Source organism: Pseudomonas sp. 2848 (assembly GCF_003253945.1).
GTDB lineage: Bacteria > Pseudomonadota > Gammaproteobacteria > Pseudomonadales > Pseudomonadaceae > Aquipseudomonas.
The window spans coordinates 96,644-118,712 of the sequence record NZ_QKZD01000006.1; the positions used below are offsets into that span (position 1 = coordinate 96,644).

Here is a 22,069-nt window from a genome sequence, read left to right on the forward strand (position 1 = left end):
CGATATCCAGCAGGAAATGAGCGCCTTGTGAGCGCGCTGCGACAGACCTTTCAGTCTCCTGTAATTATTTTGTAACCATTTTCAGAAAGCCAGACAACCATGAGCGACTTGCCAGATACCGATTTCACCCAACGCTTCCTGTTCGACGACCGCGATGTGCGCGGCGAGATGGTCGTGCTCGAAAGCAGCTACGCCGAGGTGCTGGCCAAGCACGACTACCCGCAGCCGGTAAAGCATCTGCTCGGTGAACTGATGGCCGCCGCCGCGCTGCTGGTCGGCACCCTGAAGTTCGACGGGTTGCTGGTGCTCCAGGCGCAGTCCCAGGGCCCGGTTCCGCTGCTAGCCATCGAGTACACCAGCGAGCACGACATCCGTGGCCTGGCGCGCTACGAGGCCGAGCAGATCAAGGCGGATGCCAGCCTTGCCGATCTGATGCCGGGTGGTCACCTGGTGCTGACCATCATTCCGGTCAACGGCCAGCGTTACCAGGGCACCGTCGAGCTGGACGGCAAGGACCTGTCGGAGTGCTTCACCAACTACTTCGTCATGTCGCAGCAGGTGAACACCTGCATCTCCCTGGCCGCCGATGGCGCCCGCGCCCGTGGCCTGCTGGTGCAGCAGCTGCCGGCCGAGATCCACAAGGACAGCGAGGAGCGCGAGGAAAGCTGGGCTCACGTCAAGGCTCTGGCCAACACCGTGAAGATCGAGGAACTGCTCGGCCTGGACAACGAAACCGTGCTGCACCGCCTGTACCACGAGGACGCGGTTCGCCTGTTCGATATCCAGCCGCTACGCTTCCGCTGCAGCTGCTCGCGCGAGCGCTCCGGCAACGCCCTGGTCAGCCTCGGCGAGCAGGATGCCAATGCGCTGGTGGCCGAATGTGGCGGCCAGGTCGAGATCGATTGCCAGTTCTGCAACGAGCGTTATGTGTTCGACGCGAGCGATGTTGCGCAATTGTTTGCTGGCGGTGGCACCGAGGCGCCATCAGAAACTCAGCACTGAAACGGTTCACTACAGGAAATACTCCTGTCGAATTGCGCAAAAGCGCAGTTCTGACAGGAGGGGCCTACTTTTTTTGGGCTTTTCTGGCATAATCCGGCCACTTTTTTCGCTGTAGTAGTTTTTTCGAGACAACTACAAAACGTTTGGAGCACTCGGCCTCGGGCCGGATGGGGTATCTCATGACGCAAGCCAACAACACCGTGTACACCGACCTGAGCGTCGATGAGCTGGTAAAAGAAGCGCTGTCCCGCGGTGAAGGCGTGCTGGCCGATACCGGCGCGCTGGTGGTGGAAACCGGTCATCGCACCGGCCGTTCGCCGGCTGACCGTTTCATCGTCGAAGAACCTTCCACCCAGGACCAGATTGGCTGGGGCCCGATCAACCGCAAGTTCCCGGCCGACAAGTTCAATGCCCTGTGGGACCGCGTCGAGGCGTTCAACAACGCCCAGGATCACTTCGTTTCCTACGTTCACGTAGGCGCTGCCGCCGAGCACTACCTGCCGGTCAAGATGACCACCCAGACCGCCTGGCAGAACCTGTTCGGCCGTTGCCTGTTCATCAACCCGGCCCAGTACAACCCGGCTGGCCGCGATGAGTGGCAGGTTCTCAACGTCGCCAACTTCGAGTGCGTGCCAGAGCGTGACGGCACCAACTCCGACGGCTGCGTGATCATCAACTTCGCCCAGAAGAAAGTGCTGATCGCCGGCATGCGTTACGCCGGTGAAATGAAGAAAGCCATGTTCTCGGTGCAGAACTTCCTGCTGCCGGCCGCCGACGTGCTGCCGATGCACTGCGCCGCCAACATCGGCGAAGCGGGTGACGTCACCCTGTTCTTCGGCCTGTCAGGCACCGGCAAGACCACCCTGTCGGCCGATGAAAGCCGCTACCTGATCGGTGACGACGAGCACGGATGGGGCGAAGGCGTGGTCTTCAACATCGAAGGCGGTTGCTATGCCAAGTGCATCGACCTGTCCGAGAAGAACGAGCCGGTCATCTGGAAAGCCATCAAGCACGGCGCCGTGCTGGAAAACGTCGTCATCGACGATGCCAAGCACGCCGACTACGCCGACGTGAGCCTGACCCAGAACAGCCGTGCAGCCTACCCGCTGACCCACGTAGCCAAGGTATCCGAGAAGAACCTGGGCGGCGAGCCGAACGCGGTCATCTTCCTGACCTGCGACCTGACCGGCGTGCTGCCGCCAGTGTCGATCCTGAACAACGAGCAGGCGGCCTACCACTTCCTGTCCGGCTACACCGCGCTGGTCGGTTCCACCGAAATGGGTTCGGGCAGCGGCATCAAGTCGACCTTCTCCACCTGCTTCGGCGCACCGTTCTTCCCGCGCCCAGCCGGCGTCTACGCCGAGCTGCTGATCAAGCGCATCAAGGCGTTCGGCTCCAAGGTCTACCTGGTCAACACTGGCTGGACCGGTGGTGGCTACGGCGTTGGCAAGCGCTTCAGCATCCCCACCACCCGTGGCGTGATCGCTGCCATCCAGAGCGGCGCGCTCGTCGGTGCAGAGACCGAGCACCTGGACATCATCAACCTGGACGTGCCGAAGGTCGTTCCGGGCGTCGAGACCGAGCTGCTCAACCCGCGCAACACTTGGGCTGACAAGGCTGCCTACGACGAAGCTGCCAAGGGCCTGGCCACACTGTTCACCGAGAACTTCAAGAAGTTCGACGTTTCCGACGCCATCAAGGCCGCTGGTCCGCAGCTGTAAGCTGCTGCCGGTTCGGATAAGGAAGCCGCCCCTCGGGGCGGCTTTTTCGTTATTCGATGTAGGAACGGGTTTGGTCTGCGATGGGGGCGATACAGTACTGGCAGAATCTGTTTCACTGGCAGGGTACCCACTAGAATGCAGATGGCCCCATGACCGAGTCTCCGCAACGCTCCGCCTTCTCCCATTTCCACCCCATCCTCACCCGTCCCCAGGACAACGACCACAACGGCCACCTCGCTGGCTCAACCGTGCATGCCTTCTTCGAAACCGCGATCCAGGCTTTCCTGGTCGAACAGGCCGAGCTGGACCTGCGCGACGGTGAGCTGGCCGCTTTCGTCGTGAGTTCTGCGGCAGACTTCTTCGCCTTGCCTGGCTTTCCCGACGTGCTTGAGGTGGGCCTGGGGGTGACCCGTCTGGCGGGCAGCACCGTTGAGTTCAGCCTGGCGCTGTTCCGCCCGGGCGAGACCGAAGCCTGCGCGGCGGGTGGGGTGGTGCAGGTGTTCATCGAACGCGTGTCGGGCCGCCCGGCGGCACTTCCGGAAACGCTGCAACTGATCCTCGCCGGGCTGTCACTCAATCGTTGAGGCGAATGATCCCTTCGCGCACGGCGAACAGCACCAGGCCGGGCACGTCGTGGATCTGCAGGCGGTGCATGATCTGCGAGCGGTGCGCCTCTACGGTCTTGATGCTCAACCCCAGGCCGTCGGCGATGGAGCGAGTGGTCTCGCCCCGGGCGATCAGGCGCAGGATCTCCAGCTGGCGGGTGGTCAGGGGCGGCGGCTGGACCTGGTTGGCAACGCGCTTGCGGCTGTGCTTGAGGGCCTGGCCGATGACCATCGGCAGCACCGCCGAAGACAGGTACTGGCCACCGCCGCGCAGGGTCTGCAGGGCCTGCTCCAGCTCGGTCACCGTGGCGTTCTTGAGCAGGAAACCATGGGCGCCGAGCTGCAGGCAGCTCATTACATGCTCAAGCTCCGAGCGTGGCGAGAACATCAGCACCCGGCTGGCGGGAGCGCGGATGAACAGTTCCTGCAGGGCCTGTTGGCCGTCCAGTTCGCCGCTCATGTCGAGCACCACGATGTCCGGCTTGAGCTTTTCGGCCAGGCTCACGGCATTCATGGCATCACCGGTGTCGCCCACAACGACGAAATCTTTCTTCTGCTCCAGCAAGGCACGCAGGCCGGCGCGGAAGAGGGGCGAATGATCGGCAAGCAGGATTCGGCAAGGCATGGATTAGGGCCTGTTTCGCAAGGGAAGGGGGGCGGCAGGCCTGCTCGATCCGAAAGCGCACTGCCGCGCAACTGCGCGATCAGTCCTTGTCTGCCGATTGGCGCGGCAGTGCCTATTATCATAGGCGTTCGAACACCGACGGCAGTAGCGGGCGCAGGGGCAGGCCCAGTGCGTGGACGCTTTCGCTGTGGCCGATGATCAGCAGGCCACCGGGGCGCAGGTGCGCTAGCAACTGCTGGAGCATCTCGCTCTTGTAGCGTGGCGCCAGGCTCGACAGCAGGTTGCGCAACAAGATGACGTCGAAGCTGCCGAGGTGGGCAGGCAGGGGCCGGATCAGGTTGATGGCCTCGAAGCGTACCTGCTCGCGCAGGGCGGGTGCGATGCGCAGTCGCCCGGCCGTCTCGCCGACGCCGCACAGGCAGTGCCGGGTCAGCCAGCCCTCGGGGAAGTAGCGGGCCTGGGCGATGTCGTAGATCCCGGCGCCTGCGGTTTCCAGCAGTTGCGGGTCGAAATCGCTGGCCACCAGCTGCCAGCCTGGGTGGCGGGCTTTTTCTGCGGCGACCATGGCCAGGCTCCAGGCCTCCTCGCCGGTGGCGCAGGCTGCGCTCCACAGGCGAGCGGGGTGGTCGAGCTCGGCCAGCCAGCGGGCCAGGCATTCGAAATGGCGATGTTCGCGAAAGAAGTAGCTGTCGCGGGCGACCAGCAGGCGCAGCAGGTGCTCGTGCTCGTTTGTGCCCTGTGGGCTTTCGAGCAAGCTGAGGTAATGCTCGAAGCTAGCCAGGCCCAGCGCCTTCAGGCGCTTGTGCAGACGTGCCGCGACCACGGCCCGGCGATCATCGGCCAGTTGCACGCCGGTAGCCTGCATCACGCGCTGGCGTATCGAAGCAAAGCCGGCTTCGCTGAGCAGTGGCGGGCGGCGGCTGGGCATCCTTCAGCCTCTCCTGGCTCGGGGCAGACAGATGAGATCGGTGAAGGTCGCGCGCATTCCCTGCGTCCTGTACGTGGTCGAAACAGCGATGATAACTAGTGGCTAGTGGCCTCCATATCGGGGTGGCCCTTAATCCCCTGGCTTGTCTGCAAACGAAAAGGCCCTGCCGGTGAGGGCAGGGCCTTAGGCGTCAGGCTTAAGCCTGGCGATCAGTCATGGCGCCAGTGGCGTTTGTGCTTGCGGTGGCCGTAGTGATGGCCGCGGTCGTAATGGCGGCGGTCATCGTAGTCACGACGGTAGCGGCGCGATTCATGGCGCTCGTCTTCGTCGGCCTTGTTGCCCATGTAGTTACCCAGTGCGCCCCCGGCGCCACCGCCGGCCGCCGCACCGATGTAGCTACCGGTGGTACCGCCCACCGAGCGACCAACCACGTTGCCGCCGGCCGCGCCCAGTGCGCCACCGATGGCCGCTTCGCCGCGCTGGCGCTTGTCGGCACCCAGGGCACCGCCGGCCGCGCCGCCCAGGCCGGCACCAATGGCGCCGCCGGTGCTACCACCGATGGAGTTGCCCACCACGGAGCCCAGTACCCCACCCAATGCGCCGCCAATGCCGGCCTCGGTGGTGCCGCCTGCCATGGCAACGCCGCTGAGCAGACCGAAAGACAACAACAGAATCGAGGAGTACTTCTTCATCAAGAGAGCCTCAGAGGGATGACGAAGCGGAATTTGAAGCTCGGCGAAGCGGCTGGCAATCGGAATCCGACGAGTAGCACGAGTTGTACACAATTCTCTAAGTTATTGAATTATGTATGAAACTTTCTCGATTTTTGCTTGTCTGAGGTACTTATGACAAAGCCCTGAACCGTTGTGGAACAGGGCTTTTTTGTGGGCGGCGTTCAGCTTTGCCGGGCGCGAATCAGATGATGCGCCCGTCGTCCCGCGCGCGCTCCAGCTTGATGGCGATGAACTTCGACGTCGGCGTGTGGCTGCCGTCACCGATGCTCTCCAGCGGCACCAGCGGGTTCACCTCAGGGTAGTACGCCGCCGCCTGGCCGGCGGGGATGTCGAACGCCAGGAGGGTGAAGCCATGCACCCGGCGTACGTGCTCATCACCCCACAGTGACACGATGTCGACCTTCTGCCCCGGCTGGAAGCCCAGACGGACGATGTCGGCTTCGTTGGCGAACAGCACGTCGCGTTGGCCGCGCACGCCGCGGTAGCGATCATCCATGCCATAGATGGTGGTGTTGTACTGATCGTGCGAGCGCATCGACTGCATGATCAGGTCCGGGAGCTGGCCGCTGGCGCGCACGCGTTCGTCGAGCAGGCTGTCCGGTAGGAGGTTGGCCTTGAAGTTGGCGCGGCCGCTGGCGGTCTTCCACTGGCGGCTGCCGGCGCTGTTGCCGAGATAGAAGCCGCCGGGCAGTCGCAGACGCTCGTTGAAGTCGGTGAAGCCCGGTATGGTGTCGGCGATCAGGTCGCGGATGCGGTCGTAGTCGGCCACCAGCCAGTGCCAGTCCACTGGCTGCTTGCCCAGGGTGGCGGCGGCGATGCCGGCAACCACGGCTGGCTCCGAGCGCATCTGTCGAGACAGCGGCTTGAGCTGGCCGTTGGAGGCGTGGACCATGCTGAAGGAGTCCTCCACCGTCACCGCCTGCGGGCCTTCGCCCTGCAGGTCGATATCGGTGCGGCCCAGGCATGGCAGGATCAACGCCTGTTTGCCGTGAATCAGGTGGCTGCGGTTGAGCTTGGTGCTGATGTGCACGGTCAACTCGCAGTTGCGCAGCGCCTGGGCGGTGCGCTCGGTGTCCGGTGTGGCCTGGGCGAAGTTGCCGCCCAAGCCGATGAACACCTTGGCCCGGCCTTCCAGCATGGCGTGGATGGCCTCGACGGTGTTGTGACCGTTGTGGCGTGGCACCGGGAAGCCGAAGCGTTTTTCGATGGCATCGAGCAGGAACACCGGTGGGCGTTCGTTGATGCCCATGGTGCGGTCGCCCTGCACGTTGCTGTGGCCGCGCACCGGGCACAGGCCGGCGCCCGGTACCCCGAGGTTGCCGCGCAGCAGCATCAGGTTGACGATTTCCTGGATGGTCGGCACCGAGTGGCGGTGCTGGGTGATGCCCATGGCCCAGCACATGATCACGCGTTTGCCTTTGCAGTACATGCGTGCCGACAGCTCGATATCGGCTAGGATCAGTCCGGACTGGGCCTGGATCTGCTCCCATGGAGTAGCGTCGACCACCGCCAGGTAGTCGTCCACGCCATGGCCGTGTTCGGCGATGAAGGCATGGTCGAAGACCCCCGGCGCACCGTTGGCCTGGGCTTCGCGCTCCCACTGCAGCAGGAACTTGGCCATGCCGCGCAGCAGCGCCATGTCGCCGCCCAGCGCCGGGCGGAAGAATGCCGTGTTGGTCGGACGGTCGCTGTTTGTCAGCATCTCCAACGGGTTCTGCGGGTGCTGGAAACGCTCCAGGCCACGCTCCTTGAGCGGGTTGACGCACACCACCTGGGCGCCGCGTTTCACCGCGTCACGCAGCGGGTCGAGCATGCGGGGGTGGTTGGTGCCGGGATTCTGGCCCCAGACGAAGATCGTGTCGGCGTGCTCGAAATCGTCGTAGGTGACCGTGCCCTTGCCCACGCCGACGCTCTGGCCCAGGGCCACGCCGCTGGCCTCGTGGCACATGTTCGAGCAGTCGGGGAAATTGTTGGTGCCGTAGGCGCGCACGAACAGCTGATAGAGATAGGCCGCCTCGTTGCTGGCCCGGCCGGAGGTATAGAACTCGGCCTGGTCGGGGCTTGCCAGGTTGTTCAGGTGCCGGGCGATCAGGGCGAAGGCGGCGTCCCAGTCGATCGGCCGGTAACGGTCGGTGAGCGGGTCATAGACCATCGGCTCGGTCAGTCGGCCCTGATACTCGAGCCAGTAGTCGCTCTGCCCCAGCAGCGCGCTCACGCTGTAGCGGGCGAAGAACGCGGCGTCCACCCGGCGCTTGGTGGCTTCCCAGTTGACCGCCTTGGCGCCGTTCTCGCAGAACTTGACCATGCCGCTTTCGGGCGAGTCGCCCCAGGCGCAGCCGGGGCAGTCGAAGCCGCCGTTCTGGTTGGTCTTGAGCAGGGCGCGGATGTTCTTCAGGGCGTTGTCGCTGCCCACCCAGGCCTTGGCCACGCTGCGCAGCGCACCCCAGCCTCCGGCGGGGCCGGGATAAGGTTTGTAGCGAGGGGTGGAGGCGGGGGCGTTGTCTGGCAGTTTTTCGTAGGAGGTCACGGCTGTTGCTACTCCGCCGCTGGGCTGAACACCCGCGGTGCGCTGTGTTTGGGCAGATGAATGAGGTTGAGGTTGTGCTTGCGGGCCCATTGCAGGGCCAGGCCGGTGGGCGCGGAAAGGCTCACCAGGGTCTGGATGCCGGCGCGCAGGACCTTCTGGATCAGTTCCAGGCTGCAGCGGCTGGTGACGATGGCCAGCCCCCCTTGGGTGTCGATGCGCTGGCGCAGCAGGGCGCCGATCAGCTTGTCCAGGGCGTTGTGCCGGCCAATGTCCTCGCGGCCCAGCAGCAGCTGGCCGTCGCGGTCCATGAACAGTGCCGCGTGCACCGCGCCGCAGTGCTGGCCCAGTGGCTGGAAGGCATCGATGCGCTGGCGCAGGTCTTTCAGCCAGTGCGCGGGCGGCAACGGCGCCCCGGGCAGCACCTTCAGTTCGGGCAATGCCTGCTCCAGGGCCTCGACGCCGCATAGGCCGCAGCCGCTGGTGCCGGCCAGCTGACGGCGCTGATTCTTCAGGTTCCAGAAAGCGCGGCTGGAGATCTCCAGGTCGGCATACAGCGCCGAACCGCTGCCGGAGAGCTTCACATCGTAGATTTCCTCGGTACCGGCGACGATGCCGCTGCCCACGCTGAAGCCGACGGCGAAGTCTTCCAGGTCGGTCGGGCTGACCAGCATCACCGCCTGGTTCAGGCCGTTGTAGACGATCGCCAGCGCCACTTCCTCGGCCAGCGGGGTATTGTCGCGGGCGGCATCGGAAAGCTGGACATAGTCGTAGGTGTTGCTGGCGGCGGGCAGGGCAAAGGGCGTGGACGCCGCGCAGACCGGTGGCTTGCTGTTCATCGGGGCGAATACCGGCTGGCAGTTTGACCCCACAAGCCTAGGCCCCTGTACCGGTGGCGTCTAATCGCTAGCGTCTATGTCGTGATAGAGCGCGTCGATTGGTCGCAGCGGGGCGGGATGGCCGATCCTGGCCTAGACTCCTGCTTCCATGGATTCACCATCAAAGGAGCGCCACATGAGCCTGTTCAGTTTCGTGAAGGAAGCCGGCGAGAAGTTGATCGACCTGCTGACCCCCGGCAATGCCAATGCCGAGGAACAGTTGAAGAAACACGTCCAGGACGTTGGTTTGGGCAACCCGAACATCTCGGCCACTGTAGAGGGTGACAAGGTCATCCTCAAGGGCGAGGTAAGCAGCCAGGAAGAGAAAGAGAAGATCATCCTGGCGGCCGGCAATATCGCTGGCGTGGCCTCGGTGGATGACCAGATCACCGTCACCGGGCCGGTGGCCCAGGCGGCCCGGTTCATCGAGGTCGAGAAGGGTGACACCTTGAGTGCCATCTCCAAGCGTGTCTATGGCGACGCCAACAAGTACAACAAGATCTTCGAGGCTAACAAGCCGATGCTCAAACATCCGGACAAGATCTATCCGGGGCAAGTGCTGCGTATTCCTGACTGAGGGGGCGCTTGTAGGAGCGGCTTTAGCCCGCGGTGCCTGGCACCCGCGTCGCGGGTGATCGCGGCTGAAGCCGCCCCTACGGGGCGAATGCGCAGTTACAACCCTGCCAGCAACGCCCGATAATCCTCTACTGCCCCGAACTCCTGGGTATCGCGTGGCTCGGCCCGACTATCCGGCTGGCGCACAGCCAGCAGGTGCCCCACGCCAAATTGCCGGGCACTGCGCAGAATCGCCAGGGTGTCATCGATGAACAGGCTGCGCGTCGGCTCGAAGCCGATGTCTGCCTGCAACGCATCCCAGAACTGCGGGCTCTCCTTTGGATAGCCATAGTCGTGCGAGCTGATCAGCCGTTCGAAGTAAGGCGCCAGTTCAACCCGCTCCAGCTTCAACGACAGCGAGTCACGGTGCGCGTTGGTGATCATCACCACCCGCTTGCCGGCCTTGCGAATGGCGGCGAGGAAGGTATCGGCATCCGGCTTCAAGGCGATCAGGTCGGCGATCTCCAGCTTGAGCTCGCGGATTGGCAGGCGCAGTTCACGGCTCCAGAAGTCCAGGCAGTACCAGTTGAGCGTGCCGGCATGCTGTTCGAACAGCGGGCGCAGCTCGAGCTCGGCCATGGCCCGGCTCACGCCATGCAGCTCGGCGTAGCGCTGGGGCAAGTGCTCCAGCCAGAAGCGGTTGTCGTAATGCAGGTCGAGCAGGGTGCCGTCCATGTCCAGCAGGACGGTATCGATGGCGGACCAGGGAAGAACGGGCATGGGAAATTCTCGATCAGTCGGCAAGCCACGGTATAGTAACCCGTTCACGCCAAGGAGCCGCCCCATGCGCCAGAAACCCACCGTCCTCAGCCGCGAGATCGTCGCCAGCAGCCGCCTGTTCCGCGTCGAAGCCGTGCAGTTGCGCTTCTCCAACGGTACCGAGCGCACCTATGAGCGACTGGTCGGCCGTGGCAACGGCTATGGCGCAGTGATGATCGTGGCCATGCTCGATGCCGAGCATGCCGTGCTGGTCGAGGAATATTGCGGCGGTACCGACGAATACGAGCTGTCGTTGCCCAAGGGCCTGATCGAACCGGGCGAGGACGTGCTCGCCGCCGCCGACCGGGAGCTCAAGGAAGAGGCCGGTTTCGGCGCGCGTCAGCTGGAACACCTGACAGAGCTGTCGTTGTCGCCCGGTTACATGAGCCAGAAGATCCAGGTGGTCCTGGCCACCGATCTGTACGAAGAGCGTCTGGAGGGCGACGAACCCGAGCCGATGCGCGTCGACAAGGTCAACCTGCGCGAGCTCTCGGCCCTGGCCATGCACCCGCAGTTCAGCGAAGGCCGGGCGCTGGCGGCGCTGTACCTGGCCCGTGACCTGCTGATCCAGCGTGGGGTGTTGAGCGTATGAATGATCGGCAACTGATGCAGGACATCGCCAAGCTCGCCTTGTTGGCCGGCGAGGCGACCTTGCCGTTCTGGCGCGCTGACGTGGCGGTAAGCAACAAGGCCGACGATTCACCGGTGACCGCTGCCGACCTGGCGGCCCATCGGGTTATCGCCGATGGCTTGCAGGCGTTGGCGCCGCAGATTCCGGTGCTCTCCGAAGAGGACTGCGACATCCCGCTGGCAACCCGCGCAGGCTGGCAGCGCTGGTGGCTGGTCGATCCTTTGGATGGCACCAAGGAGTTCATCGCCGGTAGCGAGGAGTTCACCGTCAACATCGCGCTGATCGAAAACGGCGAGGTGGTGTTCGGTGTGGTGGCGATGCCAACCAATGGCCGCTGTTACTCCGGTGGGCGCGAGTTCGGTGCCTGGAGGGCCGAGCGTAACGAAGAGGCTCAAACGATCCAGGTGCGTAATGCCCCACCGGCACAGGAGCGGTTTACCGTTGTCGCCAGCCGTCGGCATTCGAGTCCGGAGCAGGAAGCGCTGCTGGCGGGGCTTGGGAGTGCGGTGGGGGAGCTGGAACTGGCCAACATCGGCAGCTCGCTGAAGTTCTGCCTGCTGGCCGAAGGCAGTGCCGACTGTTATCCGCGGCTGGCGCCGACCTCGCAGTGGGATACTGCGGCTGCCCAGGGCGTGCTGGAGGGAGCCGGGGGCGAAGTGATCGGGCTGGACGGGTTGCCGTTCCGCTACCCACCGCGTGAGTCGCTGCTCAATCCGTTCTTCCTGGCGTTGCCCCGCGCGGCTGAATGGCGTCAGGCGCTCGTCGAACTGGCGAGTGCGATCAAAGCTTGAGCTCGTCGGGGCCGCTACGCGCCCATCGCCGGCAAGCCGGCTCCCACAGGAGTCACCGTTATCTTTGTGGGAGCAACTGTCTTGAGGGGATTTTTTTAGAACGATCCTTTCAGCGATGCAGCACGTACTGCCCGCTGAACGTCACCGCAGTCTCGTCACTACCCTCGTTGCTCACCATCGTCTCCAGCGTCAGCCGCGCCCGCCCGCGACGCTGGTACATCGTCAGGAACCGCTCCCAGGTCTTCTCGTCCGGCGCCGGGCAACGCGCCACGGCAGCCCCGGTGACTGGCAGCGGGTAGCTGATCTGCCCTTCCTGGATGACGATATGCCCGTCATCGATCCCCAGCTCGCGCAGACGCAGGTGCAGCCAGCCCCAGCCCACCAGCACCGCGCCGCAATACAGGCTGCCGCCGAACATGGTGCTCTTGTGGTTGACGTTGGGCGCCAATGGCAGCTTCAGGCGCAAGGTGTGCGCCTGCCAATCGATGACTTCCATGCCCATCTCGCGGGTCAGCGGAATATCGCTGTGCAGTACGGACTGCAGGTACTGGCTGTCGTTGCTCATTGACGGTTGTCCTCCTGGTCGTCGTGCCCGCCAAAGCTCAGGCTGTGCTTGCGCAGTTTGTCGTGCAGGGTCTTGCGCGGGATGCCAAGGGCCTCGGCGAGGCTGCGCATGGAGCTGTGCGGCTGCATCAGCTCGGCGGCGATCAGCGAGCGCTCGAACTGCTCGACCTGCTCGCTGAGGTTACCGGCCGGCACCGGGACATGGATATCGTTGGCCGCCGCAGGCGCCTGGCCATCAAGGGCCAGCTCCAGGCCAAGGGCGAAGCGTTCGGCGGCATTCTGTAGCTCGCGTACATTGCCCGGCCAGTCGTGGCGCAGCAGCAGGGCACGCTGCGCCGGTTGCAGGTTGTGGGGCGGCAGGCCATGGCGTTCGCTGGCGGCGTCGGCGAAGTGCTGGAACAGCACCAGGATGTCGTCGCCGCGCTCACGCAGCGCGGGGATACGCAGCGGTGCGACGTTCAGGCGGTAGTACAGGTCTGCACGGAAACGCCCTTGGTCGGCGGCTTGGCGCAGGTCTTCCTTGGTGGCGGCGATGATACGGATATCCAGCGGGATCAGCTGGTTGCCGCCCAGGCGCTCGACCACCCGCTCCTGCAGCAGGCGCAGCAGCTTGACCTGAACATCCAGGCTCATGCTTTCGATTTCGTCGAGGAACAGCGTGCCGCCATTGGCGAATTCGAACTTGCCGATGCGGCGCTTCTGCGCACCGGTGAAAGCGCCCGGCTCATGGCCGAACAGTTCGCTCTCGACCACCGACTCGGCCAGGGCGCCGGCATTGATCGCCACGAACGGGCCGTCGCGTCGGCTCGACAGGTCGTGCAGGGCACGCGCCACCACTTCCTTGCCGGCGCCGGTCTCGCCAAGGATCAGCACGTCGGCGCGAGTGCCGGCCAGGGCGCCGATCTGCTCGCGCAGGCGCTGCATGCCGGGGGATTGCCCGACCAGGCGCGTGGCCAACTGCTGGCGATCGCTCAGGGCCAGGCGCAGGCTACGATTGTCCAGCACCAGGCGGCGCAGGGCCAGGGCGCGGCGCACGCTGTCGAGCAGGGCGTCGCTGGCGAAGGGTTTCTCCAGGAAGTCATATGCCCCGGCGCGCATGGCCTGCACTGCCAGTGGCACATCGCCGTGGCCGGTAATCAGCAGCACCGGCAGTTCGCTGTCACGGGCGTGCAGTTGCTCCAGCAGTTGCAGGCCATCGATGCCGGGCATGCGGATATCGCTGACCACCACGCCCGGCCAGTCCTCCTCCAGGCGTTCGGCCAGGCCCTGGGCGTCGGCCAAGGCCACCACCTTGAGCCCGGCCAGGTCCAGGGTCTGGCTCAGGGCTTGGCGCAGGTGCGGGTCATCATCGACCAGGATCACCTGGGCACGGCTGTCGATCGGTGTCTCGGTGCTCATGCCGAGGTATCCTCCGAAGATTGCAGGTTGGCGCCGGGCTTGGCCACGCGCAGTTTCAGGGTCAGCAGGGCGCCGCCTTCCGGGTGGTTGCCCAGCAGTAGCTCGCCGCCGAGCGCGTGCATCAGGCTTTCGCAGATGGCCAGCCCCAAGCCGAGGCCCTGGGTGCGGGTCTTGGTGGTGAAGAACGGCTCCTTGGCGTGCTCCAGCGCCTGGCGGCTGAAGCCTGGGCCATTGTCGCGAATGTACAGGTAGACGCAGCCGTCTTGGCGCTCGGCACTCAGCCACAGCCTGCGCGGGTTGGCTTTTTCGGTCAGGGCATCGAGGGCGTTGGCCAGCAGGTTGCCCAGCACTTGGCGCAGGCGGGTCTCGCCGGCCTGTACCCACAGCGTGGCCTCGGGCAGGTCGCGCACCAGTTCCACGGCCATGGCTCGGCGACGCTTGGCCAGCAGCGCCAGGGCATCATCCAGGGCCGGTTGCAGGGCAACGCTCTCCGGGGCGTGCTGGTCGCGGCGGGCGAAGGCGCGCAGGTGGGCGATGATCGAAGCCATGCGCCCGGTCAGTTCGCCAATCAGCTTGAGGTTGCCGCGCACATCTTCGGTGCGCTGATGGTCGAGGAGAATCTCGGCGTTCTCGGCATAACTGCGAATCGCCGCCAGCGGTTGATTGAGCTCATGGCTGATGCTCGCCGACATGGTGCCCAGTACCGACAGTTTACCGGCCTGGACCAGTTCGTCCTGGGCGCGCACCAGCTCCTGCTGGGCGCTTTCGCGCTCCAGCACCGCGCTCTTGAGGCGGGTATTGAGGCCTTCCAGGTCGGCGGTGCGCTCGATCACGCGCTTTTCCAGCTCTTGCCGGGCAAGGGCCTCGAAGTCGATGCGGTCGATATAGTGGCGTCGGCGCTGCATCACCAGGCCAGCCAGGAGCATGGTCACCAGCAGCGCACCGCCACCGATGGCCATGACCGTCTGCACTGAGCGATCGACCAGCAGGCGCGGGGCGAGGATGTTCACTTGCCAGCCGGTTTCCTTGATGTCGCGGGTCTGGACCAGCCAGGCGTCGCGGTTGAGGCTCAACGGCTGCGGGGCCTGGGTCGGGTAGGGCTGGATGGCGACGATGGCCTGGCGCTCGGCCGCGGTCAATTCGCGGGTGGCGCGGAAACGCCAGTCCGGGCGCGAGGTGAGCACCACCACGCCGTTCTGGTCGGTCAGCAGCAGTTGTTCCGGCGTGCGGCCCCACAGGGTTTCGGTGTGGTCGAGGTCGACTTTGACCACCAGCACGCCGATTACCTTGTCGCGATCATGGACGGCGGCAGCGAAGAAGTAGCCGCGCTTGGCCGAAGTGGTGCCCTGGCCGAAGAACCGCCCCAGCCGCCCCTCCATCGCCTCGATGAAGTACGGGCGGAACGAGAAGTTGCGGCCGACGAAGCTGTCCTGCTTGTCCCAGTTGGACGCGGCCAGAGTGTTGCCGCTGATATCCATCAGGTACATCACCTCGGCACCGGTCTGCTGGGTGATGCCCTTGAGCAACCGGTTGGCGTTGGTCACCGCCTCGAGGCGCAACGGGTCGGCCAGCACGCCGCGCAGCGCCGGCAGGTCGCCGAGGATCTTTGGCAGGGTTTCGTAGCGGTGCAGGGTGCCCAGCAGGTTGGCGACGTAGAGGTCGAGGGTCTGGCGGTTCTGCGAGGCCAGTTCATCCTGGTAGTAGCGCTCGGCCAGGTGGTGCAGCGGCCACAGCAGCGGGGCCAGGCACAGCGCCAGCAGGGCCAGGCTGCGCCAGCGGGGGCGGCGGGGAGGCGTGGGTCTTGGGATCATCGCGGTTGATTGCGCCAGAAAGGTCTGGCGCAATTATGCGCTACTTGAGGCAGTCGATGAGTGCATCGTGCCAGTGCGGTTGGCAGACGTGCCATTCACGGGCCAGGCGCGAACAATCCAGGCGTGAGTTGAGCGGTCGTCTTGCCGGTGTCGGGTACTCGCTGGAAGGGATCGGCAGCAGCTCGGCGCAAGACCGCCCCTGGGCCTTGAGCTGGTCAGCGATTGCCTGGGCGAAGCCGAACCAGGAAGTTTCACCCTGGGCGGTCAGGTGGTAGGTGCCCCAGGCGCCTGCCTGGCCGTTGCACCAGCGCTCGATCAGCGCGCGGGTGCTGGCGGCGAGGGTGCCCGCCCAGGTTGGGGCGCCGATCTGGTCGTTGACGACTTTCAGCTGTGGACGTTCCTGAAGCAGGCGCTGCATGGTCAGCAGGAAGTTGCGTCCATGCAACGAATAGACCCAGCTCGTGCGCAGTATCAGATGTTCACCGGCGACTGCGGTGATGGCCTGTTCGCCCGCCAGCTTGCTTCGGCCATAGACGCCCAGTGGATTGGGGGCGTCATCCTCGTTGTAGGGGGCTGGTTTGCTGCCGTCGAAGACATAGTCGGTGGAGTAGTGGATCAGCGGTGCGCCGAGCCGTGCGGCTTCTTCGGCCAGTACCCGGGGCGCTTCGGCGTTGATGGCGTGGGCCTGCTGTATTTCGCTTTCGGCCTGGTCGACTGCCGTGTAGGCGGCGGCATTGATGATCAGGTCGGGCGCCATCTGACGCAGCGAGGCGCGCAGTTGCTCCGGTTGGGCCATGTCGAACCCGTCACGACCGAGCCGCTGTACATCGCCCAGGCCGTGCAATGATTCCTTGAGTGCCAGTGCAACCTGGCCGTGGCGGCCGCAGACGAGGATCTTCATGGGAGCAGCTGCGCATCGGCAAATGACATGGCGGCCTGGTCTTTGGCCGACAGCAACGGTTGCAGGCCGTTCAGCTGCCAGTCGATGGCCAACTGCGGGTCGTCCCAGCGTATGCTGTGCTCGGCGTCGGGGTTGTAGTAGTCGGTGGTCTTGTAGAGCACCTCGGCCGATTCGCTCAACACCCGGAAACCATGGGCGAAACCGGGTGGCAGCCACAGCTGGCGGTGGTTGTTGGCAGACAGTCGCACCGCCACCCACTGGCCCAGGGTTGGCGAGCTGCGACGGATGTCCACCGCCACGTCGAGGATATCGCCTTGCAGCACGCGGACCAGCTTGCCCTGGGCATTCTGCAACTGGTAGTGCAGCCCACGCAGCACGCCGTGTCGGGAGCGAGAGTGGTTGTCCTGGACGAATGGCGTGTCGATGCCGGTGCGCAGGGCGAAGTCGCGGGCGTTGTAGCTTTCGTAGAAGAATCCGCGGCTGTCACCGAACACCTTGGGCTCGATGATCAGGACGCCGGGGAGTGCGGTGGCGATGACATTCATGGCTGTTCTTCGGCCAGCTGGCTCAGGTATTGGCCGTAGCCGGTCTTTTGCAGTTCGCAGGCCTTGGCCAGCAGTTGCTCACGGCTGATCCAACCGTTCTGGAAGGCGATCTCTTCCAGGCAGGCCACCTTCAGCCCCTGGCGATGCTCGAGGGTCTGCACGTACTGCGAGGCTTCCAGCAGGCTGTCATGGGTGCCGGTGTCGAGCCAGGCGAAGCCACGGCCGAAGCGTTCTACGCGCAGGTCGCCGCGTGCCAGGTAGGCGTTGTTGATGTCGGTGATCTCCAGTTCGCCGCGGGCTGACGGGCGGATACTCTTGGCGATGTTCACCACATCGTTGTCGTAGAAGTACAGGCCGGTCACGGCATAGCTGGATTTGGGTTGCCTGGGTTTTTCCTCGATCGACAACGCCCGGCCATCGGCGTCGAACTCGATCACGCCGAAGCGCTCCGGGTCCTTGACCCGATAGCCGAACACGGTGGCGCCCGAGGGCTGGCGCACCGCACGTTGCAGCTGTTCGCTGAAACCCTGGCCGTGGAAAACGTTGTCGCCGAGGATCAGGCACACGGCATCGTCACCGATGAACGATTCGCCGATCAGGAACGCCTGTGCCAGCCCGTCGGGGGACGGCTGTTCGGCATAGCTTATGTGAATGCCGAGCTGGCTGCCGTCACCGAACAACTGGCGGTACTGCAGCAGATCCTGTGGCGTGGAGATCAGCAGGATGTCGCGGATGCCGGCGAGCATCAGCACCGAGATCGGGTAGTAGATCATCGGTTTGTCGTAGATCGGCAGCAGCTGCTTGGAGACACCGAGGGTGATGGGGTGCAGGCGGGTGCCCGTGCCGCCGGCCAGGACGATTCCTTTGGTCATGCGATCAGGTCCTTGAAGTCTGAATTGCCCAGGCGCTGACCTTGATAGCTGCCATCCTGGACCTGGCGGCACCACTCGAGATTGTCCAGGTACCATTGCACGGTCTTGCGCAAGCCCGAGGCAAAGGTTTCCTGCGGTACCCAGCCGAGCTCACGCTCGATCCTGCCAGCATCGATAGCGTAGCGCAGGTCATGTCCTGGGCGATCCTGGACGTGGGTGATCAGGTCGGCGTAGCGGGTCACCCCGGCGGGGTGCGCAGGGGCCAGCTCTTCCAGCAGCGCACACACGGCCTGCACCACGTCGATGTTCTTCTGCTCGTTGTGGCCACCGATGGTGTAGGTCTGGCCGACCTCTCCAGTGGTTACGATCCGGAGCAGGGCGCGGACGTGATCCTCGACGTACAGCCAGTCGCGGACTTGCTGACCATCGCCGTACACCGCAAGCGGTTTGCCGGCCAGGGCATTGAGGATGATCAACGGGATCAGTTTCTCGGGGAAGTGATATGGGCCGTAGTTGTTGGAGCAGTTGCTGATCACTGTCGGCAGGCCGTAGGTACGTTGCCAGGCGCGGACCAGATGATCGGCTGCCGCCTTGCTGGCCGAGTAGGGAGAGCTCGGGGCGTACGGGGTATTTTCATCGAACAGTCCGTCGGGGCCGTGCAGGTCGCCGAACACTTCGTCGGTGGAAACGTGGTGGAAGCGGAATCTGTCGCGGGCAGGCTTTTCCAGCGAGCTCCAGTAGCCGCGAGCGGCCTCCAGCAGGCTGTAGGTGCCGACGATATTGGTGTGGATGAAGTCCGCTGGGCCATCAATGGAGCGGTCGACGTGCGACTCCGCGGCCAGATGCATGATGGCGTGTGGCTGGAACCTGGCAAGCATGGCGCTGACACTGACTTGGTCGGCGATATCGGCCTGGACAAATTCATAGCGGGGGTGGTCGGCGATTCGCTGCAGCGACTGCAGGTTGCCCGCGTAGGTCAACTTGTCGAGATTGAGCACTTCATGATCGGTGTGTTCGATCAGATAGCGGACCAGGGCCGAGCCGATGAAGCCGGCGCCGCCGGTGACGAGAATGCGCATGTGCGGGTGCCTGTGCGGAAAGTGTATTGCCAGATGCCTAGCTTGTTGGCTGGGGCCGCTCGTGGCAAGTCGTGAATGCACGACGGCCTGTCGTCTGTGCAAGGCTGCCACTTGCTTATCACCCTCGGTGGTGGCGATATAAGCGACAAAAAAACGAGGTTCCCCGTTCATGCCCCTGAGCACCCTGATCCAGCGTTCGAGCCAGCCCAGTCCTTCACTTGGCGAGGCCCATGCCCATGCCCTGCTGAGGTCGTACTACGACTTGCAGGGCACGTTGCAGGTGCTGGGCAGCCAGCAGGACCTCAACTTCCGCGTGGACAGCGACCAGGGCCGCTTCGTGCTCAAGGTCTGCCATGGCAGCTATGCGCAAGTCGAACTGCAGGCCCAGCACGCGGCGCTGGCGTTCCTGCATGGGCAAGGCGTGCCAGTGCCGGTAGTGCGCACAGCCAGTACCGGCGGGCTATTGCTGGACCTCGAGGTCGATGACCAGCCGCTGCGGGCCCGCCTGCTCGATTTCATCGACGGGCAGCCACTGACCCGCCTGGGCCACCTGCCGGCGCGGGTGATGGTTGAGCTCGGTACGCTTTGCGCCCGTGTCGATAAGGCGCTGGCCGATTTCGACCATCCAGGCCTCGAGCGCACCTTGCAGTGGGATCCGCGCCATGCCCAGGTACTGATCCCGCATTTGTCGCCCGTGTTGCAGGATGCCCAGCGCCGGGCGCAGGTGGAGCAGGTCGCCCAGGCGGCAGCCGCACGTCTGCAACCGTTGGTCGACCTGCTGCCGATCCAGGCCGTGCACCTGGACATCACCGACGACAACGTGGTCTGGGCGCGCGATGCAGAGCGGCAGTGGCAGGTGCAGGGTGTCATCGACTTCGGTGACCTGGTGCGTACCTGGCGCATCGCCGATCTGTCGGTGACCTGCGCGGCCTTGCTGCATCACGCCGAGGGCGACCCGCTGCGGATCTTGCCGGCGGTCAGCGCCTATCATGCCGTGAATCCCCTGCATGATGCCGAGTTGCGTGCCCTCTGGCCGCTGGTACTCAACCGCGCGGCCGTGCTGGTGCTCAGCAGCGAGCAGCAACTGGCCATCGATCCGGACAACCGATACACCCGCGACAACATCGCCCATGAATGGGAAATCTTCGATACCGCTTGCTCCGTGCCCGCGGCTTTGATGGAGGCGGCGATCCTCCAGGCGGCTGGGCGCAAGCCGGCCGGCATCGATCTTGGCGATTGCGCCGTGTTGCTGCCGACGCTGAACAGCGAGGCGGTGACCCGGGTCGACCTGGGCGTGCTCAGCCCCTGCTGCGAGGCGGGCAACTGGGAGCAACCCGGCTTTGACCAGCGCCAGCTTGCTGCCCAGCCGGGGCCGGCGAGCAGCCTGCATGGGCAGTACCGCCTGTCGCAAACCCACATCGACCGGCCTGAAGAACCGGCTACCTGCGCCCTGGGCGTGGAGCTGAACCTGTTGCCCGGCACCGCGTTGCAGGCGCCCGCTGCTGGGGTATGGCAATGCATCGGCGATGGCCGTGGCTGCCTGCGCACCGCGCACTGGAGCCTGTGGCTCGATGGCCTGGAGGAGGCACCGACCGATGGGCAGGCGTTGCTCAAGGGCCAGGCCATCGGCGCGACCTGTGGGTTTATCCGCGTGCAACTGTGCGTGGATACCGATACCTGTCCACCGTTTTTCGCCACGCCTTCTCACGCTGCCGCCTGGCTGGCCCTGTGCCCGTCACCGCGCACCCTGCTGGGCTTCGACTGCGATGCCGAGCCGCTGGCCGACGCGCAAGCCCTGCTGGCCCGTCGCGATGCCAGCTTCGCCCGCTCGCAGAAGCATTACTACGCCCAGCCTCCGCATATCGAGCGTGGCTGGCGCAACTACCTGATCGACATGCAGGGCCGTTCCTATCTGGACATGCTCAACAATGTCGCGGTGCTTGGCCATGGTCATCCGCGCATGGCCGCCGAGTCGGCGCGCCAGTGGTCGCTGGTCAACACCAACTCGCGCTTCCACTATGCGGCCATTGCCGAGTTTTCCGAGCGCTTGCTGGAAGTGGCCCCGGAGGGCTTCGACCGGGTGTTCCTGGTCAACAGCGGCACCGAGGCCAATGACCTGGCGATCCGTCTGGCCTGGGCCTATAGCGGCGGGCGCGATCTGCTCAGCGTGCTGGAGGCCTACCACGGCTGGTCGGTGGCTACTGACGCGATCTCCACCTCCATCGCCGACAACCCCCAGGCCCTGGAGACCCGGCCGGACTGGGTGCATCCGGTGGAGGCGCCGAATACCTTCCGCGGGCGCTACCGGGGCGCCGACAGCGCCGCCGACTACCTGCGCGATGTCGATGCCAAGCTGGCCGACCTCGACGCCCGTGGTCGCCAGCTGGCCGGGATTATCTGCGAGCCGGTATACGGAAACGCCGGGGGCATCTCGCTGCCGCCGGGCTACCTGCGCGAGGCCTACGCCAAGGTGCGCCAGCGCGGCGGGGTGTGCATCGCCGACGAGGTGCAGGTCGGTTACGGGCGCCTGGGCGAGTATTTCTGGGGTTTCGAGGAGCAGGACGTGGTGCCGGACATCATCACCATGGCCAAGGGCATGGGCAACGGCCAGCCGCTGGGTGCGGTGATCACCCGGCGCGAGATCGCCGAGGCGCTGGAGGCCGAGGGCTACTTCTTCTCGTCGGCCGGTGGCAGCCCGGTCAGTTGCCGCATCGGCATGGCGGTGCTGGACGTAATGCGTGATGAAGGGTTGTGGGACAACGCCCGAGACGTGGGCCGTTACTTCAAGGCTCGCCTGCAGGCATTGGTCGATAAATATCCGCTTGCCGGCGCCGCCCATGGTTCCGGGTTCTACCTGGGACTGGAGTTGGTGCGCGATCGCCAGACGCTGGAACCAGCGACCGAGGAGACCATGATTCTGTGCGATCGCCTGCGTGACCTGGGGATCTTCATGCAACCGACCGGCGACTACCTGAACATCCTGAAGATCAAGCCACCGATGTGCACCACGCGGGCCAGCGTGGACTACTTCGTCGACAGCGTGGAGCGGGTCCTCGGCGAAGGGCTCTGAGTCACGGCATGCGGGC

Annotated in this window: 20 protein-coding genes; 7 read left to right on the forward strand and 13 right to left on the reverse strand. The window is 64.9% G+C overall.

Annotation, left to right across the window (positions count from 1 at the left end; translation table 11 throughout):
- Window positions 1-99 precede the first annotated feature (99 nt).
- The 3 genes from hslO to DFS21_RS13515 all read left to right on the forward strand — a co-directional run bounded on the left by hslO (window position 100) and on the right by DFS21_RS13515 (window position 3,307).
- Window positions 100-1,002, forward strand: a complete 903-nt coding sequence (hslO, locus tag DFS21_RS13500) for an Hsp33 family molecular chaperone HslO (RefSeq protein ID WP_110700172.1) — start codon at window positions 100-102, stop codon at window positions 1,000-1,002.
- 179 nt (window positions 1,003-1,181) lie between these two features.
- Window positions 1,182-2,723, forward strand: coding sequence for a phosphoenolpyruvate carboxykinase (locus tag DFS21_RS13510; RefSeq protein WP_110700174.1), 1,542 nt, complete (start codon window positions 1,182-1,184; stop codon window positions 2,721-2,723).
- Between the two features lie 149 nt (window positions 2,724-2,872).
- Window positions 2,873-3,307 (forward strand): thioesterase family protein, encoded by a 435-nt coding sequence (locus DFS21_RS13515; protein ID WP_110700176.1) that lies wholly within the window; start codon window positions 2,873-2,875, stop codon window positions 3,305-3,307.
- Here DFS21_RS13515 and DFS21_RS13520 read toward each other — a convergent pair.
- From DFS21_RS13520 to fdhD, 5 genes are all read right to left on the reverse strand, one after another.
- On the reverse strand, window positions 3,297-3,953 hold the full coding sequence (locus DFS21_RS13520) for a response regulator transcription factor (RefSeq protein WP_102683455.1): 657 nt from the start codon (window positions 3,951-3,953) through the stop codon (window positions 3,297-3,299). The genes DFS21_RS13515 and DFS21_RS13520 overlap by 11 nt on opposite strands.
- Before the next feature lie 118 nt (window positions 3,954-4,071).
- Window positions 4,072-4,881 carry a protein-glutamate O-methyltransferase CheR gene (locus DFS21_RS13525; protein WP_110700178.1) on the reverse strand — a complete coding sequence of 270 codons (810 nt, stop codon included), beginning with the start codon at window positions 4,879-4,881 and terminating at the stop codon, window positions 4,072-4,074.
- Window positions 4,882-5,090: 209 nt separating this feature from the next.
- Entirely contained in the window at window positions 5,091-5,573 is a 483-nt protein-coding gene (locus tag DFS21_RS13530; protein WP_046857505.1) for a glycine zipper domain-containing protein, read from the reverse strand.
- 223 nt (window positions 5,574-5,796) lie between these two features.
- Complete coding sequence (locus tag DFS21_RS13535; RefSeq protein WP_110700180.1) at window positions 5,797-8,142, reverse strand: FdhF/YdeP family oxidoreductase; 2,346 nt, start codon at window positions 8,140-8,142, stop codon at window positions 5,797-5,799.
- An 8-nt stretch (window positions 8,143-8,150) separates the two neighbouring features.
- Window positions 8,151-8,978 (reverse strand): formate dehydrogenase accessory sulfurtransferase FdhD, encoded by an 828-nt coding sequence (fdhD, locus tag DFS21_RS13540; protein WP_102683452.1) that lies wholly within the window; start codon window positions 8,976-8,978, stop codon window positions 8,151-8,153.
- Between the two features lie 175 nt (window positions 8,979-9,153).
- Between fdhD and lysM the strand changes: the two genes are divergently transcribed.
- Window positions 9,154-9,594 (forward strand): peptidoglycan-binding protein LysM, encoded by a 441-nt coding sequence (gene lysM, locus DFS21_RS13545; RefSeq protein ID WP_111532485.1) that lies wholly within the window; start codon window positions 9,154-9,156, stop codon window positions 9,592-9,594.
- A gap of 95 nt (window positions 9,595-9,689) precedes the next feature.
- Here lysM and yrfG read toward each other — a convergent pair whose 3' ends face one another.
- Window positions 9,690-10,352, reverse strand: a complete 663-nt coding sequence (gene yrfG / locus DFS21_RS13550; protein ID WP_111532486.1) for a GMP/IMP nucleotidase — start codon at window positions 10,350-10,352, stop codon at window positions 9,690-9,692.
- Between the two features lie 64 nt (window positions 10,353-10,416).
- Here yrfG and nudE point away from each other — a divergent pair, with 64 nt between their 5' ends.
- Entirely contained in the window at window positions 10,417-10,983 is a 567-nt protein-coding gene (gene nudE / locus DFS21_RS13555) for an ADP compounds hydrolase NudE (RefSeq protein WP_023630347.1), read from the forward strand.
- Window positions 10,980-11,813: a 3'(2'),5'-bisphosphate nucleotidase CysQ gene (cysQ, locus tag DFS21_RS13560; RefSeq protein WP_111532487.1), complete on the forward strand. Its 834-nt coding sequence runs from the start codon at window positions 10,980-10,982 to the stop codon at window positions 11,811-11,813. Before nudE ends, cysQ begins: the two co-directional genes overlap by 4 nt.
- A 109-nt stretch (window positions 11,814-11,922) precedes the next feature.
- Here cysQ and DFS21_RS13565 read toward each other — a convergent pair whose 3' ends face one another.
- The 7 genes from DFS21_RS13565 to rfbB are packed head-to-tail and all read right to left on the reverse strand — an operon-like array spanning window position 11,923 to window position 18,983.
- Window positions 11,923-12,378: a YiiD C-terminal domain-containing protein gene (locus DFS21_RS13565; protein WP_110700188.1), complete on the reverse strand. Its 456-nt coding sequence runs from the start codon at window positions 12,376-12,378 to the stop codon at window positions 11,923-11,925.
- Window positions 12,375-13,775 (reverse strand): sigma-54 dependent transcriptional regulator, encoded by a 1,401-nt coding sequence (locus DFS21_RS13570; protein ID WP_102683446.1) that lies wholly within the window; start codon window positions 13,773-13,775, stop codon window positions 12,375-12,377. The genes DFS21_RS13565 and DFS21_RS13570 overlap by 4 nt, the downstream gene beginning before the upstream one ends.
- Complete coding sequence (locus DFS21_RS13575) at window positions 13,772-15,586, reverse strand: ATP-binding protein (protein ID WP_110700193.1); 1,815 nt, start codon at window positions 15,584-15,586, stop codon at window positions 13,772-13,774. Before DFS21_RS13575 ends, DFS21_RS13570 begins: the two co-directional genes overlap by 4 nt.
- 40 nt (window positions 15,587-15,626) lie before the next feature.
- The gene (rfbD, locus tag DFS21_RS13580) at window positions 15,627-16,487 is read right to left on the reverse strand and encodes a dTDP-4-dehydrorhamnose reductase (RefSeq protein ID WP_111532488.1); all 861 of its coding nucleotides are present in this window, start codon (window positions 16,485-16,487) and stop codon (window positions 15,627-15,629) included.
- Window positions 16,484-17,032 carry a dTDP-4-dehydrorhamnose 3,5-epimerase gene (gene rfbC / locus DFS21_RS13585; RefSeq protein ID WP_111532489.1) on the reverse strand — a complete coding sequence of 183 codons (549 nt, stop codon included), beginning with the start codon at window positions 17,030-17,032 and terminating at the stop codon, window positions 16,484-16,486. Before rfbC ends, rfbD begins: the two co-directional genes overlap by 4 nt.
- Window positions 17,029-17,904 (reverse strand): glucose-1-phosphate thymidylyltransferase RfbA, encoded by an 876-nt coding sequence (gene rfbA / locus DFS21_RS13590; protein ID WP_111532490.1) that lies wholly within the window; start codon window positions 17,902-17,904, stop codon window positions 17,029-17,031. Before rfbA ends, rfbC begins: the two co-directional genes overlap by 4 nt.
- Window positions 17,901-18,983, reverse strand: a complete 1,083-nt coding sequence (gene rfbB / locus DFS21_RS13595) for a dTDP-glucose 4,6-dehydratase (RefSeq protein ID WP_111532491.1) — start codon at window positions 18,981-18,983, stop codon at window positions 17,901-17,903. Before rfbB ends, rfbA begins: the two co-directional genes overlap by 4 nt.
- Before the next feature lie 169 nt (window positions 18,984-19,152).
- On the opposite strand from rfbB, the gene DFS21_RS13600 reads away from it, so the two are divergent.
- Window positions 19,153-22,053: an aminotransferase gene (locus tag DFS21_RS13600; RefSeq protein WP_111532492.1), complete on the forward strand. Its 2,901-nt coding sequence runs from the start codon at window positions 19,153-19,155 to the stop codon at window positions 22,051-22,053.
- Window positions 22,054-22,069: the final 16 nt, after the last annotated feature.

What these genes read in the sequence shown, in the direction of transcription:
- hslO (WP_110700172.1), top strand. Translation starts at nt 100, where the DNA reads ATGAGCGACTTGCCAGATACCGATTTCACCCAACGCTTCCTGTTCGAC.
- DFS21_RS13510 (WP_110700174.1), top strand. Translation starts at nt 1,182, where the DNA reads ATGACGCAAGCCAACAACACCGTGTACACCGACCTGAGCGTCGATGAG.
- DFS21_RS13515 (WP_110700176.1), top strand. Translation starts at nt 2,873, where the DNA reads ATGACCGAGTCTCCGCAACGCTCCGCCTTCTCCCATTTCCACCCCATC.
- DFS21_RS13520 (WP_102683455.1), bottom strand. Translation starts at nt 3,953, where the DNA reads ATGCCTTGCCGAATCCTGCTTGCCGATCATTCGCCCCTCTTCCGCGCC.
- DFS21_RS13525 (WP_110700178.1), bottom strand. Translation starts at nt 4,881, where the DNA reads ATGCCCAGCCGCCGCCCGCCACTGCTCAGCGAAGCCGGCTTTGCTTCG.
- DFS21_RS13530 (WP_046857505.1), bottom strand. Translation starts at nt 5,573, where the DNA reads ATGAAGAAGTACTCCTCGATTCTGTTGTTGTCTTTCGGTCTGCTCAGC.
- fdhD (WP_102683452.1), bottom strand. Translation starts at nt 8,978, where the DNA reads ATGAACAGCAAGCCACCGGTCTGCGCGGCGTCCACGCCCTTTGCCCTG.
- lysM (WP_111532485.1), top strand. Translation starts at nt 9,154, where the DNA reads ATGAGCCTGTTCAGTTTCGTGAAGGAAGCCGGCGAGAAGTTGATCGAC.
- yrfG (WP_111532486.1), bottom strand. Translation starts at nt 10,352, where the DNA reads ATGCCCGTTCTTCCCTGGTCCGCCATCGATACCGTCCTGCTGGACATG.
- nudE (WP_023630347.1), top strand. Translation starts at nt 10,417, where the DNA reads ATGCGCCAGAAACCCACCGTCCTCAGCCGCGAGATCGTCGCCAGCAGC.
- cysQ (WP_111532487.1), top strand. Translation starts at nt 10,980, where the DNA reads ATGAATGATCGGCAACTGATGCAGGACATCGCCAAGCTCGCCTTGTTG.
- DFS21_RS13565 (WP_110700188.1), bottom strand. Translation starts at nt 12,378, where the DNA reads ATGAGCAACGACAGCCAGTACCTGCAGTCCGTACTGCACAGCGATATT.
- DFS21_RS13570 (WP_102683446.1), bottom strand. Translation starts at nt 13,775, where the DNA reads ATGAGCACCGAGACACCGATCGACAGCCGTGCCCAGGTGATCCTGGTC.
- DFS21_RS13575 (WP_110700193.1), bottom strand. Translation starts at nt 15,586, where the DNA reads ATGATCCCAAGACCCACGCCTCCCCGCCGCCCCCGCTGGCGCAGCCTG.
- rfbD (WP_111532488.1), bottom strand. Translation starts at nt 16,487, where the DNA reads ATGAAGATCCTCGTCTGCGGCCGCCACGGCCAGGTTGCACTGGCACTC.
- rfbC (WP_111532489.1), bottom strand. Translation starts at nt 17,032, where the DNA reads ATGAATGTCATCGCCACCGCACTCCCCGGCGTCCTGATCATCGAGCCC.
- rfbA (WP_111532490.1), bottom strand. Translation starts at nt 17,904, where the DNA reads ATGACCAAAGGAATCGTCCTGGCCGGCGGCACGGGCACCCGCCTGCAC.
- rfbB (WP_111532491.1), bottom strand. Translation starts at nt 18,983, where the DNA reads ATGCGCATTCTCGTCACCGGCGGCGCCGGCTTCATCGGCTCGGCCCTG.
- DFS21_RS13600 (WP_111532492.1), top strand. Translation starts at nt 19,153, where the DNA reads ATGCCCCTGAGCACCCTGATCCAGCGTTCGAGCCAGCCCAGTCCTTCA.